We start from the raw sequence: 16274 nt of genomic DNA on the forward strand, positions 1-16274 counted from the left end.
ATAACCGGACCAGGTAGGCCGCCAGCAATGATGCAGGTTTACCTGGCCAATAAGAGACAAACGATTATCAGATGAAAAATGAATTCGTAGTTTTTATTTGCGCTTTCGGTATTATTTCCTTTACCGCATGTAAAGGCCCGGGCCAGAAAGGCGCCCCTGTAGTACCGCCCACCCCTGTAAATACAGTAGAGGCCCAACAGGCGTCCGCCATCTACTATGATACATATCCCGCTACCGTGGTGGCATTGAACAATGTGGAACTGCGGGCACAGGTGTCAGGGTTCATTACCGGCATCTTCTTTAAAGAAGGCGAGGTAGTGCAGAAAGGCAAAACCCTCTATGAAATTGACCGCCGCAAGTACGAAGCTGCTGCCCGCCAGGCAGAAGCCGGCATCCTGAGCGCGCGTGCTAACTTTAACAGAGCCCAGAAAGATATGGACCGGTACCAGCGCCTGGCAGAACAGGACGCTATTGCCCGCCAAACCCTGGATAACGCAGTGGCCACCCTGGAAACTAACCGCAGCCAGCTGGCAGCGGCAGAGGCCAGCATGCTGGCCGCACGTACAGACTTGGATTATTCCCTGATCAAAGCCCCCTTTACCGGCCGCATTGGTATTTCACTGGTAAAACTGGGTGCGCAGGTAAGTCCGGGTACTACGCTGCTCAACACTATCTCCAGCGAGAATCCCATCGCAGTGGATTTTGTAGTGAATGAAACAGAGATCAGCCGTTTTGTAGGCATGCAGAATAAAAAAGGTGTTGGCATGGACAGCACTTTCCGCCTGCAGTTACCGGATGGCAGCTTCTATAAACATGCTGGTAAGATCATCGCCATTGATCGTGGCGTAGACAACCAAACCGGCACTATCAAAATAAGGATCGAGTTCGAAAACCCGGCTGATGAGTTGAAAGACGGTATGAGTTGCGTGCTGAACGTACTCAATGACCTCTCCGGCGAAAGGCTGATCATACCTTACAAAGCAGTGGTAGAGCAGATGGGCGAATTCTTTGTGTTTGTAGCAAGGGACTCTATCGCAACACAGCATAAAATAAAACTGGGCCCCAAATTAAAGGACCAGGTAGTGGTAATGGACGGTATACAGGCCGGTGATAAAGTGATCACAGAAGGCTTCCAGCGTTTACGTGATAGCGGTAAAATACAAATAGGCATACCGCCGCAGCAAGGCAAGTAATTGAATGGCAGAGCAAATAGCCTTTTGCCTTCGTTAAACATTGTGAATCAATAGAAGAAAACGATCATGATTGCAGATACTTTTATACGCAGACCGGTAACCGCCATCGTAATATCAGTTGTGCTGGTGCTGGTAGGCTTACTGGCGATGACCAGCCTGCCGATAGGGCAGTACCCGGATATTACGCCGCCTACCGTACAGATCACCGGTACCTATACCGGTGCAGACGCCCAAACGGTAGAACAGACCGTGGCCACGCCGGTAGAAGTACAGGTAAACGGTACGCCCGGCATGACCTACCTTCAAAGTAACAGTACCAGTAATGGCGCCGTAAGTATGACGGTGAACTTTGAAGTAGGTACAGACATTAACATTGCAGCGCTGGATGTGCAGAACCGCGTAGGTATTGCACAACCTACCCTGCCGCAGGAAGTACAACGTTTAGGTTTGATAGTAAGAAAACGTAACCCCAGTATCCTGATGCTGGTGGCTATGTTCTCTCCCAAACGCTCCCACGATATCACCTTCCTGGATAACTATACCAACGTATTCGTAAGGGACGCATTGCTGCGTGCCAAAGGCGTGGGTGATATCTTTACCCGTGCAGATGATTTTAGCATGCGCGTTTGGCTGAAGCCTGATAAACTGGCCGAAATGGGCGTTACCGCTAATGAGGTACGCGCCGCCATCCAGGAACAGAATGCGCAGATCACCGCCGGTACCGTAGGCGCTCCGCCGCAACAGGTAGGTCAGACATTTGAATACACCATCCAGGTAAAAGGCCGTTTGGTTACACCGGAGGAGTTTGGCAATATCATTATCAAAACCCGCCCGGATAACGGTAACCTCGTATACCTGCGGGATGTGGCCAGGATAGAGCTGGGTAAATTCAACTACGCCAGTAACTCCTATGTGGATGGTAACCGCGCATCTTACCTGCTGGTTTACCAGGCGCCCGGTAGTAACGCCATCGAAACAGCCAAGAACGTATATGCCACCATGGATGAGCTGAAGAAACAGTTCCCTGCTGATGTGGATTATGTAGTGCCTTTTGAGTCTGTTTCCGTGATCCAAGTGTCCATTCATGAGGTGGTAGAAACCTTGTTGGAAGCCCTGGCCCTGGTGGTATTGGTGGTGTTCCTGTTCCTCCAGAGCTGGAGGGCCACGCTCATCCCCGTACTGGCTATCCCGGTATCTATCATTGCTACATTCATATTCTTTATACCGTTAGGCTTTACCATCAACACGCTTACCCTGTTCGGTTTTGTACTGGCCATTGGTATTGTGGTGGATGATGCCATTGTGGTGGTAGAGGCGGTCCAGCATAATATAGACCATGGGCATATGACGCCCAAGGACGCTACCGCCCAGGCTATGAAAGAGATCTCCGGCCCGGTAATCGCCATCGCCCTGATCCTGGCGGCGGTGTTTGTACCGGTGGGCTTTATACCGGGTATCGTAGGCCGTTTGTACCAACAGTTTGCGATCACCATCGCCATCTCCGTACTGATCTCCGCCTTTGTGGCCCTGTCCCTTACGCCGGCGCTGTGTACGCTCATTCTGCGGCCCATGCACCTGGATAAGGATTCCAAAGGGTTGAACCAGTTCTTCTTCCGGTTTAACCGCTGGTTTGGGCATACTACTTCCCGCTACTCTGTTGGCGTAAAGAAAAGTATCCATTGGGGCAGGTACGTAATGATCCTGCTGCTTTGTATTGTGATAGGCGCTGTAATGTTATTCAGGACCAAGCCTACCGGCTTTATTCCCCTGGAAGATGAAGGCCGCGTATACATTACATTCGATCTGCCGGAATCTTCTTCTACAGAGCGTACCGTAACAGTAATGAGCCAGATGATGAAAGTGCTGGATAGCGTACCCGCTATTGCACACTATGCGGCATTGGGTGGTTTGAACGTGGTGAACTTTGCTACCAAATCCAACAGTGCTACCATCTTCTGTCAGCTGAAGCCCTGGGAAGACCGTAAAAAGAAACAGGATCAGTTATTCCCGCTCATAGCCACTTTACAGCAAAAGCTGTCCCGTTTCAAGGAAGCCAATGTGGTGGTAATATCACCGCCGGCTATCCCTGGTCTGGGTCAGACGGGTGGTTTCTCCTTCGTTTTACAACAACGTGGTGGTACGGATATCAAACAGTTTGAGGGGGTATTGCAGAAATTCACCGGCGCTATTAACCAACGTCCGGAAATTTCCCGCGCATTCTCCTTCTTTACCGCACGTACGCCAGGTTACCAGCTGGATATAGACCGCGAGAAATGTAAAAAGCTGGGCGTAGCTATTTCTGATGTGGCTACCGCACTGCAAACTTATATGGGTAGCGCCTATATCAACGACTTTACCGTATATGGCCGTAACTTCCGCGTAGTAACACAGGCAGACTCCAGCTACCGCGGTAGCATGAAGGACCTGGGCCAGTATTATGTACGCAACCAGGCTGGCGGTATGGTGCCGCTAAGCACCTTAACCAGCTATAAGGTAATGGAAAGTGCGCCGGTAATATCCCACTACAACCTGTTCCGTTCCGCGGAAATAAATGGTAGCGCCGCGCCGGGCTACAGTAGCGGTGATGCTATCCGCGCCCTGCAGGAGGTGGCAGCACAGCAGCTGCCGGAAGGTTATGGATATGAGTTCTCCGGTTTAACCCGTGAGGAGATCTTATCCGGTTCCAAGACCGTGTACATCTTTGCATTGTCCATCATATTCGTATTCCTGTTCCTGGCGGCGTTGTATGAGAGCTGGTCTGTACCGTTCTCCGTACTGCTGGCGGTGCCTATTGGTATGTTTGGCGCTATCCTGGTGCTTACGTTCCTGCCAAACCTGAGCAACAACGTATATGCGCAGATCGGTATGATCACGCTGATTGGTCTGGCAGCCAAAAACGCCATCCTGATCGTGGAATACGCCAAAGAACGTGTGGACCGTGGCATGGAATTGGTAACGGCAACAGTAGAAGCGGCCAAGCTGCGTTTGCGTCCCATCATCATGACGTCTATGGCATTCCTGCTGGGTATCATGCCGCTGGTATTATCTTCCGGCGCTGGTGCAGAAGCACGTAAAACCATGGGTTGGACGGTGTTGGGCGGTATGTTCACCGCTACCTTCCTGGCCATATTTATAGTGCCGGTATTGTATGTGATCATTACGCGTCTTAGCTACGGCAAAGCCAAGTTGGAGAAAATGCGCGAAAATTATAATGTTATTCCCGAGCACGATGTGCAGGGCAAGATTTGATAGATTTAAGTACAGTGTTTTAAGTAAGAGGCGCCCCTTCGCGGGGCGCCTTCTTTATTTTATTGGGTTAGTAGTTTCTTCCGCTTCCCGTTTGTTGCCCTCTTCATCAAAATCCTGCCCCAGTTTCCACTCCGTATACCCCACCATATACAGCGATCCAATGACTACCGGGCTAATAGTTACATAAAAGAATAACTCCGTCTGCTTTTCAAACACCAGCCCGCATACTACGCCAAATACCAACAACAATATGCCTATGCGGCGGGAGATATGTGCGGCATAACCATTGGCGGCATGCCAGGTATCAATATTCTGGGTGGAGTAAAAACTGCGGTAGCCATACCATGTTTTGAGGCTTTTAGGCGGATACCGGCGTATAAAGTAACCCATGAACAGGAACACCAGTCCTGCCAGCAGACTGGCATTGCAAAACGTATTATGAAGCAATGTGGTCATATCATGGCATTTAAGGTTACTATAAGTTACGAAAAAAAGCATGTCCTGAAAAGTAAAATGCAGCGGAGCCATGATGGCGCCGCTGCATTTTTGCATAATATTATCAGGCCTGTTAGCTGCCCTTCTTTTTCAATATACCGTTTAATGTATTCTTTAAAGTTTGTCCGGCCTGCTGTCCTGCATTTTTTGCAGGCTGTTCTTTGGTAGTATCTTTCTGGCCGCTCAGCTGTTTAGTGAGCTGATCTTTTAGTGCATTGCCTACATTCTTGCCTGCCTGGGTAAGGGAGTCTTTTACGGTATTTTTTACCGTATCTACCTTATTTTTTATCAGCGTGGCAGCCTGGTCTTTTACATTAGCCGCCAGGGAAGAAGCGCTCTCTTGCAGGTCTGTTTTGTAGGTGGGTTTGGTGATGTTACCACCCAGTAATACCTGCAGATGCACACTGTCGCTTACATTTACCGGTACGCCTTTATTGGCCGCCTGTGTAACCAGGTTATTGATCAGGGAATTGGCCTGTTGCCCCATGATGCTGCGGGGCAGCGCCAGCTGCAGGGTATAGTCCAGCGTTTGGTCAAAGCCATGGGAGCCGGCTACCGCCATATCTATATTGCTTACTTTTATTTTGAAAGGGTTCACTTTTACGCGGCCATTCTCAAAAGAGAAATAGCTTTTAATGTCTTTCAGCGAAATATCTTTCAGCTGGCTTACATTCAGCTGGGTGGCCAGCTGGTCTATAGGTGCAAACTTTTTCAGGAAACCCTCTATCAGCAGCAGGTTACCGTCGCCGTTCAGGGAGCTTAATACCGGGGTCATATCCTTGCCCAGTTTGCCTTGTACGGTTAGCTGGGAAGTGATCTTACCAGACAGGAACTGGCCAATAGGCATTAGTTTCTGTACCGTATTAAACGCGTTAAAGGTTTGCTGTACATCCAGCTGCTGCACATTGTAGGAAAGATTGATATCCGGGTTCAGCTTACTGTTTTTGGTGCTGTAGCTACCGTTCACTTCCATGCTGCCTTGCAGGGCATTGCCTTTTATCTGCTGCAGGGTAACCGTTTCATCTTTCAACTGCATGCTGCCTGTAAGATTGGTGAGGTCCAGCTTATCATAGTGCACTTTATCTACCTGTGCCTGCAGGCCCAGGTTCAGGTTAGCCGGTACGGCAAAGGGTACGGCATTGGCGGTATCTACAGCAGCAGTAGTGGTAGTAGTGCTGCTGGTCATGCCCATCCATTTATCCAGGTTCACCTCATCTGCTTTTACGGCCAGTTTACCATCCAGGGCCGCGTTTTTGAACATATAGGCCAGCAGGTTATTTACCTCGCCATTAGCCTGGAAATTAGTGCCCATATATTGGCCGCTGAACTGTTCTATGGTTACGTTGCGCGGGTTAAACTTCAGGGAGAGGTTATTCACTTTCACGCCATCGGGATAATCCTTGCTGCGGTACAGCAGGTTATTCACCAGCAGCGTGCCGGCTGCATAAAAGCGGTCGTACTGTTGTTTTTCAATAGCGCTCATATTGCCTTTGGCGCTAATGTCGGCATCCAGCAGGCCGGTAAGTTGCGTGCCGGATTCCAGTTTTACAAACTGGGTTACTTTAGACAGATCCAGTTTGCCTTTGGCGGCGCCCTCCACATACATATCAGATACCGGCGTTTTTACCAGCAGGCGCAGGTCCAGCGGGGTATTATCCATTTCCAGGTGCGCTGCCGGCATATCCACCACGGTATGGTCAGGTACGCCATCCGGGTTGTTTACATTCATGGTTAACTGGATATTTTTTACCGGTTTGGGCAGGTCTGGATATTGGAAGAAGCCATTTTTTACGGCCAGGTGTATACCAAAGGCGGGCATTTGGGTAGGGCTGTAATCGCCTTTTACAAAGCCATCAAAAGCTGCGGTGCCTTCTGTTTTGATCTTGCTGAAATCCTGGCTGTATATGGCCGGCACCAGCGAAAGCAGGTCCTTAAAGTTGGTAGAGGGCGCTTTAAAGGTGATATCCATACCATAGGTGCTGTCATTCACCAGCTTAAAAAGACCTTGTGCGGCCACTGCCAGGTTATTCAGCAGTATGTTGCCATCCTTAAAAGTATACGTATTGGTCTTGTTATCTACCTGTATATTGGCGTCTACCTTGGCGCTGGCTTTGGAAAGATAGGGGATCAGGCCATAGCGGAAGGTAACAGCATCTGCGGTGGTGCTGGTCTCCAGGGTAAAAAGGTCTTGTGTAAAATCTCCTTTGCCCTGGTGGTTCAGGTGCTCGATAATGGTTTGCATAGCGCCCTGCTGATCATCGTAGTTGATGTAAGCATCCGTTATCTGGTAGCTTTGCAGTTTCATGGCAAACGAAGTGCTGGCGGTATCTGTGCTGGTTTGTGTGGTATCTGGTTTGGTAACATCCCAGTTGGCCTTACCATCCTGGTGTACGATGGCATGTATACGCGGCTCATCCAGCGTTACGTTGTAGATCTCCATGGTGCCGCCTTTGATCACGCTCATCAGGTTCAGGGCGGCGTCTATCTTTTTCACCGCCAGCAGGGTATCTCCTTCAAACGGCGCTACGTTAATGATCTGCAGCTCGTCCAGGCCTACTGCCAGCTTTGGGAAATGCCGGAAAAGGCTGATGTCTACATCCTTAAAGTCTACTTTGGCATTCAGGTTCTTATTCAGCTCTGTTTTTACAATAGCCATGATCTTATCCTTAAAGAAATAAGGGATGGCGATAGCTGCCAGTATAAGTACGACAAATACTATCAGGACAATCTTCAGTATTTTTTTCAGCATAATGTTGTGGTTGAACTTGGGCATGAAGATAAGAACCTAATCTTAATTCCCAAATCAGGCAACATTATGGTAAAATAGCCGGCTTTTGCGCTAAAATATACCGGATCCTGGCGTTTTGCTGCAGGGTATCGATGCCAGGAGCAGGGCTAAGCGCCTGACCCTCATACTGTTTATAGCTTATATCATCAGCGGTAGCGCCCTTTTTTACCATTTCTACTGTCAGCAGCTCCCCGGGAATATTAGCGCCATACCAGCGTTTATCTTCCTGCTGTTTCCAGGTAATGAGGGCCAGCACACTGCCGGCCGGGTATTGGTTATCAGTGCTGTCAACAACATAGTCAAAGGCGGTAGCATTGCCGTATAAGGTGCTCATGGTGCCGGTCTTGCGGTTCACAGAAGATGTGATCACTTTCAGGCCCATTTTATTAAAATCAAAAGCGGCTGGCAGGGAAGCTGCTTTGTTCAGCTGCCCGGCATCTTCTAATACAGGGGCAGTGCAGGCCGCCAGGGATAATATGATGATAACAGGCGCTATGATGTGCAATAGTTTCATTTGGTTTACTGTTTAACAGGCATGGTGAAAACAAGATCATTATCCTTCATGGGCCGGTGGCAGTTGATACATTCTGTGCTGAATGTAATGCTCTTCCCATAAGGCTTCAGTTGCGGCGTTAGCCAGCGCGCCCAGCCCCAGCCACCGGTGGAGGCATATTTCTTATCATCTTTGATCATGTACTCTATCTGCTTAAAAGCGCCGGAATGCACATTGCCGTCCGCATCCTGCAGCTGGTCCCAGGCTACTTTGGCAAAGATGGTACCATTGGGCCAGGGGTTGATATGGCCTTCCTGTATGGCTTTAATGGCAATATCATTACCATAGATAACACGCAGGGTATTATTATCTATACGGTCTGTGGTGCTAACTACCTGCCAGTTTTTATAGTCTGGTATGTATGCAATGCCATTTAAGGCTGGTTGTACGTTTGAAATATGCCTGGCGGAACCTTTAAATCCCTGTACCTGCTCATTTACGGCGGCCAGTTTGGCGCTATCCGCAACAGGCAGGTGTATCATACTACCCAGGTAATTCTTTAATGTATTAATGTCTTCTTTGGAAAGCCTGGCCTCCCGGTGCACGAAGGCATAATCTGATAGCGGCATAGCGCCATTCTCTATCTGGCTAAAACATTCAAATAACTTACCTTTCTGCTGTACGGTGGTGAGGCTGTCCCAGTTGGAGAAATTCAGGGCTTTGCGGCCATCCTTTATATGCTCCGCCACCCGCCAATAGGCAGGAGCCAGCTGGTCGTACCAGCGTAGCTGCGTTTGGTTGGAATGGCAGTCATAACAGGCCCTTTGCAACAGGGTTTTCACTTCCGCAGGGGCTTGCAGATCGCCGGTAACAGGCTGGCGGGGCAATTCCGGCCGTATAAACTGCATGCATATAAAACAAAGCAGGAGTAGTCCCAGTATCAGGAGGCCCCTTTTTGAAGGCCGTTTCCGGGGTAGTGCATTCATATGGGAGAACTTTTATGCAAAGAAAGGATATCTGCGAACACAGAGAAGCAATATCACCTATAATGGGTAGATTCATAGCCCAAAAGGACAAAATGAGGGTTGAAACTTTTATTTTTACAGCACTATGTTTGAACAGATCGATAATTCCGTTTCCAGGCATATCCAGCTTACGCAGGAAGAGCTGCAGCTGTTCCACGACCTTTTACAATACAAAAAGGTAAAGAAAAAGCAGTTCCTGCTGCAGGAAGGGGAGGTGTGCAATTTTGAGGCGTATATATTAAAAGGCTGTATCCGTTCCTACTACTTGAATAAGGAGGGTACGGAAACCATCCTGGCCTTTGCCGTGGAAGACTGGTGGGTAAGCGACCTATCCAGCTTTGCAGAGCAAAAACCTTCCAATATGTTCATAGAAACCGTGGAAGACTGCGAACTGCTCTCCATCGACTATCAAAGCAAAGTGGAGCTGTTTGAGAAAGCGCCCAAGTTCGAAAAGTATTACCGCCTGCTGGTACAACGCTCCCTGGGTGTGCTGCAGCAGCGTTTTTACGCTTCTATTTCCCAAACGGCGGAAGAACGGTACCTGGCCTTTATGGAAAAGTACCCCCATATTGCACAACGGGTGCCGCAGCACCAGATAGCCCGTTACCTGGGCGTTTCCCCGGAATTTCTCTCCAAAGTGCGGAGCAATATGTATAAAAAGTTATAAAGCTTATTTTTGCGCCCATAAAACTGAATTATGACACCGGAACGCAGGGAACGACTAACAGGAGTGTTAAACAAACGCCAGCCAGACCTTACCGTAGTACTGGAAAATGTGCAGGACCCGCACAATATATCCGCCGTAATGCGCACCTGCGACGCCGTAGGCATCCAGGAGATCTATGTGCTCAATAACAAAATACCGCGGCATAAGAAATGGGGCGCCAAAAGCTCTTCCAGTGCGGCTAAATGGTTAACTATCCACCAGTTTTCCGATGCGGCGGAATGTATGGCCGCCCTGCGTAGCAAATACAAAAAGATCTTTACCACGCACCTGGCTGCCGATGCGGTAAGCCTGTATGATATTGAGTTTACCGGCTCTGTGGCGCTGGTATTTGGTAATGAGCATGCGGGCGTAAGCGATGAGATCCGCGCCCTGGCAGATGGCAATTTCATCATCCCGCAAATGGGTATCATCCGCTCCCTCAATATTTCCGTGGCCTGCGCAGTTAGCATTTACGAAGCGCTGCGGCAAAAAACGCAGGCCGGCCACTATGAGCAGGCCCGCTTGCCAGAGGCCCAGTATAATGAGCTTTGGGAACGATGGAGCAATAATTTCAGCGAAGAATAATACAAAGGCGGCCATGGCTGCCTTTTTTTATGCCTATACCCCATTCTCCTTTGCTCAGTTTAAAATAATAAACTAACTTTGTAAAGCTACTTTATTAATTTACTTTATTATCATGAAGAGTTCGCAAGACATAGCCCTGGCAACGGAGGTACGGACCGCCCTTTCCCGGTTGATACGCCAGCTGCGTAAGCAGGTAGCCAATCACCCGCTATCTATCACGGAACATGCTACCCTGGCATTGCTGGATCAGCATGAGCAACTATTACCCTCAGAGCTGGCAGCTATGGAAAAAGTAACCGCGCAGGCCATGTCTCAAAGCCTTAATAAGATGGAAGAGCTGGGGTATATAAAAAGAACGCCTTCGGCGGATGATAAGCGCAAGGTGCATGTATCCCTGAGCAAGGAAGGCAGCCAGGTGCTGGCCGCCGTGCGCAGTAACCGCTCGGAATGGCTGGCTGGCGCTATGTCCGCACTGCTAACGGCAGATGAGAAAAAAGTGCTGAAACAGGCTGCCGGCATTATACAGAAGCTGGCAGATCATGAGTAAAAAGACCGCTGCAGGCACATCCGCCGGCAGTTAAAAATATGATGAATTGAAACCGTCCGAACTATTCCGTTCACTTAGATCACGTAACTACCGGTTATATTTTACCGGGCAAACCATCTCGCTCATCGGTACGTGGATGCAGCGTATGGCGGTGAGCTGGCTGGTATTCCGGCTTACCCATTCCTCCCTCATGCTGGGGATCGTAAGCTTTGCGGGGCTTATACCCGCTATGCTGTTCTCCCCCTACGCAGGCACCTTATCAGACCGGCATAGCCGCTACCGCATCCTGCTCATCTCCCAGATAGCCTCTATGATGCAATCCGGGCTGCTGGCTGCGCTTGTATTGCTCAAGTATTATAACATGACGGCTATTATCCTGCTTAGCATTGCGCAGGGTGTTATCAATGCTTTTGATATCACCTCCCGGCAATCGCTGATGGTAGACCTGATAGATAATAAAGAAGACCTGCCAAACGCCATAGGCCTCAACTCCTCTATGGTGAACCTGGCCCGGCTCTTAGGTCCCGCCATTGCGGGAGTGATCCTAAGCGTTTTTGGCGAAGGCATCTGTTTCCTCATAGACTTCCTCACCTTTATTGCCGTGATCGTATCCCTGCTGATGATGAAACTGAACCTGGCGCCGCCTGAACGCAAAAATACAAGTGTATGGCAGGGCCTGAAAGAGGGGTACAGTTACCTGCAGCTGGTGCCTAAGGTACGCGCCGCCATCCTGATGCTGGGGGCCGCCGGTATTTTCCTGATGTCTTTTAACACCCTCACCCCCGTTTTTGCCAAAGATGTTTTTGGGGGCGATGCGGAAACATATAGCTGGTTTGCCAGCATTACGGGTCTTGGGGCCCTGGGTAGCGCTATTTACCTGGCCGGTCTTAAACCCGGTAAGGATATGTTAAAGATCATAGGTGTGGCAGGCGCCGTGTTTGCGCTGAGCGTTATCATGTTTTCCCGGGTAGGATCGCTGCCGCTGGCCTTATTCTTTATTATGTTATCCGGCGCCGGCATGATGGCCGTTATTGCCGCTACCAATACATATGTACAAACCAATGTGCCCGGACATATGCGTGGCCGCATGATCAGCTACTACGCCATGGCCTTCCAGGGCGCACTGCCGGTAGGCAGCCTGCTTACCGGGGTGGTGGCCCATCATATTGGCGCCCCGCGTACCGTATTATTCCAGGGCCTGGCAGGCCTGCTCTGCGTAATTATTTTTATATGGGGCATCCGCAGAAGCCGCCGCCGTCAGGCAGAACAGTTACAACCCGCATACAGTGAAACCATCGTTTAAGTCACAACAAACTTCTATCTAAAAACTAAGTGTTATGGCCATTACAGCATTGGACAAACAGACCGCCCTTGTAATCATTGACCTGCAGAAAGGCATAGTGGGCATGGAAACAGTACCGCCTGCGGCAACAGTTGTTGCCAACGCCATCGCCCTGATACAGGCATTCAGGAAAGAAAACCTGCCTGTTGTGGCAGTGAACGTAAGCTTTGCACCCGATTTTTCAGACGCCATCCGTACACGTAATGAAAAGGGTGGTTTTGCGCCGCCGGCCGGCTGGGATGAGCTGATCCCCGAGCTGGACCTGCAGCCTTCAGACATCCGCATCACGAAACGGAACTGGAGCGCTTTTTACGGCACCGCCCTGGACCTGCACCTGCGCCGCCGGGGTATTACCAACATTGTACTCTGCGGCATTGCCACCAGCATTGGCGTAGAAGGTACTGCCAGAAGCGCGCACGAAAGGGCCTACAACGTAACCTTTGCCAGCGACGCCATGAGCGACTCCCTACAGAGTGCCCAGGAGCATAGCCTAAAAGTTATTTTCCCCAGGATAGGGGAGGTAGGTACCACAGAAGAGATCATACGCCTGCTACAGGCTCGTTAAGCCTAAAGCGGGTTGCCGCGAAGAGAGGCTGTATCCGTATGGGTGCAGCCTTTCTTTAATACATCTGTTCATCATTAGCAAATTAGCACATCAGCACATCATCCAGGCAGCTAATCTCCGGTTTCAGGCCTTTTTAATCCCGGTTCATCCCCATAACCTTGATGCACTCAAAGATTTATGTTAGATTCAGGATTTTAACAGCAAAAACACAGGCAATTTTATCATGATGGGGCGTTTTTACCGGTTCATATGTCTTGCAGCCATACTATGCTGTGTATTATTGAATTCGGCCAGCGCCCAATACCAGGGGTATATTTATGCGGAAATCGTATTAAAGAATAAAGACACCTATACCGGCCCCATAAAATGGAGTGGCGGCCAGCGGCAATGGAACGATGTACTCACCGCCGTTAAAAGCAGCAACCGGGATATCCTGCAATACCTGGATAAATCACAGCTCAAAAAACTAAGCAACGAAGACGACCCGGACAAAATAGACTGGCAATTTATGAACCTCTGGCGGGACAAGCTGCCCAAACGGAAAAAAGAAGCATTATGCCGGTTTGGGGATATTGACTTTATCCATGTTACCGGCTCAGATAAGGCGCAATTGTACCTGAAGAACGGGTACAAGCTCCGGGTAGAACCGCACAGGGATGATGAAAAGCAGCTGGGCGGTAACATTGTTGTTTATGTCAACGGTGATTCCAAAACCCTCAAATGGGACGAGATCAGCCGCATAAATTTTAAACCCACCCCGGAAAACCTGGGGCAACCGCTCTGGAAGCCGCTCTACGGAACAGTCAATACCACCGCCGGTCCGCTTACCGGGTTTATACAATGGAATACCTATAAATACCTGGCCGCCCATCAGCTCACCGGGCAAACTGCTGATGGTAACACCGTAAAATATGCATTTGCCTATATGGCGGCCATTGAGAAACAGGGGGATAAAGCGCTGGTAAAACTCCGCACCGGTAAGGATATCTTATTAGGCAACGCATCAGATGTAGACCCGGATAACCGCGGTATTGCAGTTATGCATCCCATATACGGCAGGGTACTGGTAACCTGGAAAGCATTTATATCCTTTACGCCGGAAGAGCCGCCCGCAACGGGGTTTGCTTATACAGACTACCCCAGCCACGGGCGTATAGCTGCCAGCGTGCTTACTACAGAAGGTAAAGTATACGAAGGAACCTGTACATTTGACCTGGACGAAGAATGGGATATAGAAATGCTGGAGGGGAATAAAGATGGCCTGTTCTACCAGGTCCCCTTTTATTATGTCAGCAAGATCACACCCTATAAACGGCATTATTCCCAGGTTACGCTAAAAGATAAAAGAACCTTGCTGCTGGGATGGGATAATGATGTTAGCGATAAGAACTGGGGTGTGATGATCTGGTTGCCCAATAAAGAGCATCAGTATATTCCCTGGAATAAAATAAGCGAAATCTCTTTCAGGTAAGCCATGAGTAAAGGAATTAGAAAACCGCTGATCTATTTGATCTCCCTCCTGATCCTGGCAGGCATCGCTTTCCTGGGCTATAACGCTTACTATGAACAGGTGGAGGCCTACGAGGTGGCGGCGCTGATCTGGATCTTTACCGTCATCATGCTGCTCTGGCTGGGTAACCGGTATATTTACCAGGTGCTGGATAAGGATGTGTCCTGGTTAAGGCATCCTACCCGGCGTTTTTTTATACAACTGGCGGCCAGCGGCCTGTATTCCCTGCTTTGTATCAATCTTACCTATTATCTCTTTAAGATCACCACCAACAGTACCCCGCCAGACCCCGCCCAGGTATTAGTCTTGAATGTATATGGCCTGCTGTTTATCATACCCGTATTATCTGTCAATTTCGGCATCTATTTTATGATGCAGTGGAAAAAAGCCCAGGTGCAGGCAAATCAGCTAAAAGAGGATAACCTGCAGGCCCAGCTTAATTCCCTGCGTATGCAGCTGGACCCGCATTTCCTGTTCAATAACCTGAATGTGCTGGCCAGCCTTATAGATAAAGACAAACAGGAGGCGCAGTCTTTCCTGGATAAGTTTGCGGATGTATACCGCTATGTACTGCAATACAAAAAAGAAGAGCTGGTGCCGCTGCATACGGAACTGGATTTCATTAAGGCTTATGGCTATCTGCTAAAAAAACGGTTCGGGGATGCGGTGCTCATGGAGATGCCTACGCCGCAGGATATTGATGCTAACTACTTTATTCCCCCCTTATCCTTACAGATGCTGATGGAGAATGCCGTAAAACATAACATTATTTCCAAAGATGATCCGTTACGCATCCAGGTATACCTGGAAGGGAAGGAGTGGGTGATCGTAAAGAACACCTATCAGCCTATACCCCGCGAGGCGCTGATGGGGTCCGGCACCGGCTTAGACAATATCCGTAAGCGCTACCAGTATTTATCCGCTTTTCCTGTAGATGTAAGTTGTGATAACCGGTTTTTTACAGTAAAATTGCCTTTACTGGAGATAGAAGAATAAATCTTGCCGCAAATGGAGATATTAATAATCGAAGACGAGGAACCCGCAGCGGAAAGGCTTACGGAGTTATTAAAACAATATGACGCCGGTATCAGGCCGCTGGCCATCCTGCCTTCTGTGCAGGCAGCCGTAAAGTGGTTTAATGAGCATCCACAGCCAGACCTGGTGCTGCTGGATATCCATTTGTCAGACGGCCTGTGTTTCGAGATCTTCAAACAGGTAAAAGTAAAATGCCCCATTATTTTCTGTACCGCCTATGATCAATACGTGCTCGATGCTTTCCAGGTGCATAGCATAGATTACCTCTTAAAACCCGTACAATACCAGAAGCTGGAGAAAAGCCTGCAAAAGATGGAAGAGATCCGCTCGCACGCCAAATCCGCCATCAGCGAGGTGCAGTTCAGCGATATCATCAACATCATTAAAACCAGCCAGCAGACCTATAAATCCAGGTTTATGGTAAAAACGGGCACTAAGATCAAAGCCATCAAAAGTGAGGAAATAGCCTATTTCCATTCCCGTAATAAGCTCACCTTACTGGTTAGCAAAGAGCGGCAGAGTTTTCCCCTGGACTATACGCTGGATGAGCTCATGACCATGCTGGACCCCGTATCGTTCTTTCATGTTAACCGTAACCTCATCATCCATATAGACGCTGTTAAAGAAGTACATCCCTATTTTAAAGGCCGGCTAAAGCTGGTCCTCTCCCCGGAGCACGACGAAGAAATTGTGATCAGCAGCCAGAAGACCCCCCTTTTTAAGGCCTGGCTGGATCATTGA

The 16274-nt window shown here is 49.2% G+C and carries 14 protein-coding genes; 10 read left to right on the plus strand and 4 right to left on the minus strand.

Annotated elements, in window-relative coordinates; translation table 11 throughout:
• The first annotated feature begins 71 nt into the window (after positions 1 to 71).
• Positions 72 to 1193, plus strand: a complete 1122-nt coding sequence (locus F0L74_RS18795) for an efflux RND transporter periplasmic adaptor subunit (RefSeq protein WP_149839415.1) — start codon at positions 72 to 74, stop codon at positions 1191 to 1193.
• A gap of 66 nt (positions 1194 to 1259) precedes the next feature.
• Positions 1260 to 4442 carry an efflux RND transporter permease subunit gene (locus F0L74_RS18800; RefSeq protein WP_149839416.1) on the plus strand — a complete coding sequence of 1061 codons (3183 nt, stop codon included), beginning with the start codon at positions 1260 to 1262 and terminating at the stop codon, positions 4440 to 4442.
• A gap of 54 nt (positions 4443 to 4496) precedes the next feature.
• On the opposite strand, the gene F0L74_RS18805 is transcribed toward F0L74_RS18800, so the two are convergent.
• From F0L74_RS18805 to F0L74_RS18820, 4 genes are all read right to left on the minus strand, one after another.
• Positions 4497 to 4898 carry an SdpI family protein gene (locus F0L74_RS18805; protein ID WP_188316061.1) on the minus strand — a complete coding sequence of 134 codons (402 nt, stop codon included), beginning with the start codon at positions 4896 to 4898 and terminating at the stop codon, positions 4497 to 4499.
• Positions 4899 to 5010: 112 nt separating this feature from the next.
• Positions 5011 to 7686, minus strand: coding sequence for an AsmA family protein (locus tag F0L74_RS18810; protein ID WP_188316062.1), 2676 nt, complete (start codon positions 7684 to 7686; stop codon positions 5011 to 5013).
• A gap of 64 nt (positions 7687 to 7750) precedes the next feature.
• Positions 7751 to 8239 carry a cytochrome P460 family protein gene (locus F0L74_RS18815; protein ID WP_149839419.1) on the minus strand — a complete coding sequence of 163 codons (489 nt, stop codon included), beginning with the start codon at positions 8237 to 8239 and terminating at the stop codon, positions 7751 to 7753.
• A gap of 5 nt (positions 8240 to 8244) precedes the next feature.
• Positions 8245 to 9204: a heme-binding domain-containing protein gene (locus F0L74_RS18820; protein ID WP_149839420.1), complete on the minus strand. Its 960-nt coding sequence runs from the start codon at positions 9202 to 9204 to the stop codon at positions 8245 to 8247.
• 124 nt (positions 9205 to 9328) lie between these two features.
• Between F0L74_RS18820 and F0L74_RS18825 the strand changes: the two genes are divergently transcribed.
• From F0L74_RS18825 to F0L74_RS18860, 8 genes are all read left to right on the plus strand, one after another.
• Entirely contained in the window at positions 9329 to 9910 is a 582-nt protein-coding gene (locus F0L74_RS18825) for a Crp/Fnr family transcriptional regulator (RefSeq protein WP_149839421.1), read from the plus strand.
• A gap of 30 nt (positions 9911 to 9940) precedes the next feature.
• Complete coding sequence (locus tag F0L74_RS18830; protein ID WP_149839422.1) at positions 9941 to 10534, plus strand: TrmH family RNA methyltransferase; 594 nt, start codon at positions 9941 to 9943, stop codon at positions 10532 to 10534.
• 112 nt (positions 10535 to 10646) lie between these two features.
• Positions 10647 to 11081, plus strand: coding sequence for a MarR family winged helix-turn-helix transcriptional regulator (locus F0L74_RS18835; RefSeq protein WP_149839423.1), 435 nt, complete (start codon positions 10647 to 10649; stop codon positions 11079 to 11081).
• Between the two features lie 46 nt (positions 11082 to 11127).
• Positions 11128 to 12384, plus strand: a complete 1257-nt coding sequence (locus F0L74_RS18840) for an MFS transporter (RefSeq protein WP_149839424.1) — start codon at positions 11128 to 11130, stop codon at positions 12382 to 12384.
• A 34-nt stretch (positions 12385 to 12418) separates the two neighbouring features.
• Positions 12419 to 12988, plus strand: a complete 570-nt coding sequence (locus tag F0L74_RS18845) for an isochorismatase family protein (protein WP_149839425.1) — start codon at positions 12419 to 12421, stop codon at positions 12986 to 12988.
• Positions 12989 to 13211: 223 nt separating this feature from the next.
• Complete coding sequence (locus F0L74_RS18850; protein WP_149839426.1) at positions 13212 to 14459, plus strand: hypothetical protein; 1248 nt, start codon at positions 13212 to 13214, stop codon at positions 14457 to 14459.
• A 3-nt stretch (positions 14460 to 14462) separates the two neighbouring features.
• Entirely contained in the window at positions 14463 to 15494 is a 1032-nt protein-coding gene (locus F0L74_RS18855) for a sensor histidine kinase (protein WP_149839427.1), read from the plus strand.
• 12 nt (positions 15495 to 15506) lie between these two features.
• On the plus strand, positions 15507 to 16274 hold the full coding sequence (locus tag F0L74_RS18860; protein ID WP_149839428.1) for a LytR/AlgR family response regulator transcription factor: 768 nt from the start codon (positions 15507 to 15509) through the stop codon (positions 16272 to 16274).

The sequence above is a fragment of the Chitinophaga agrisoli genome (assembly GCF_008386695.1).
GTDB classification, from domain to species: Bacteria; Bacteroidota; Bacteroidia; order Chitinophagales; family Chitinophagaceae; genus Chitinophaga; species Chitinophaga agrisoli.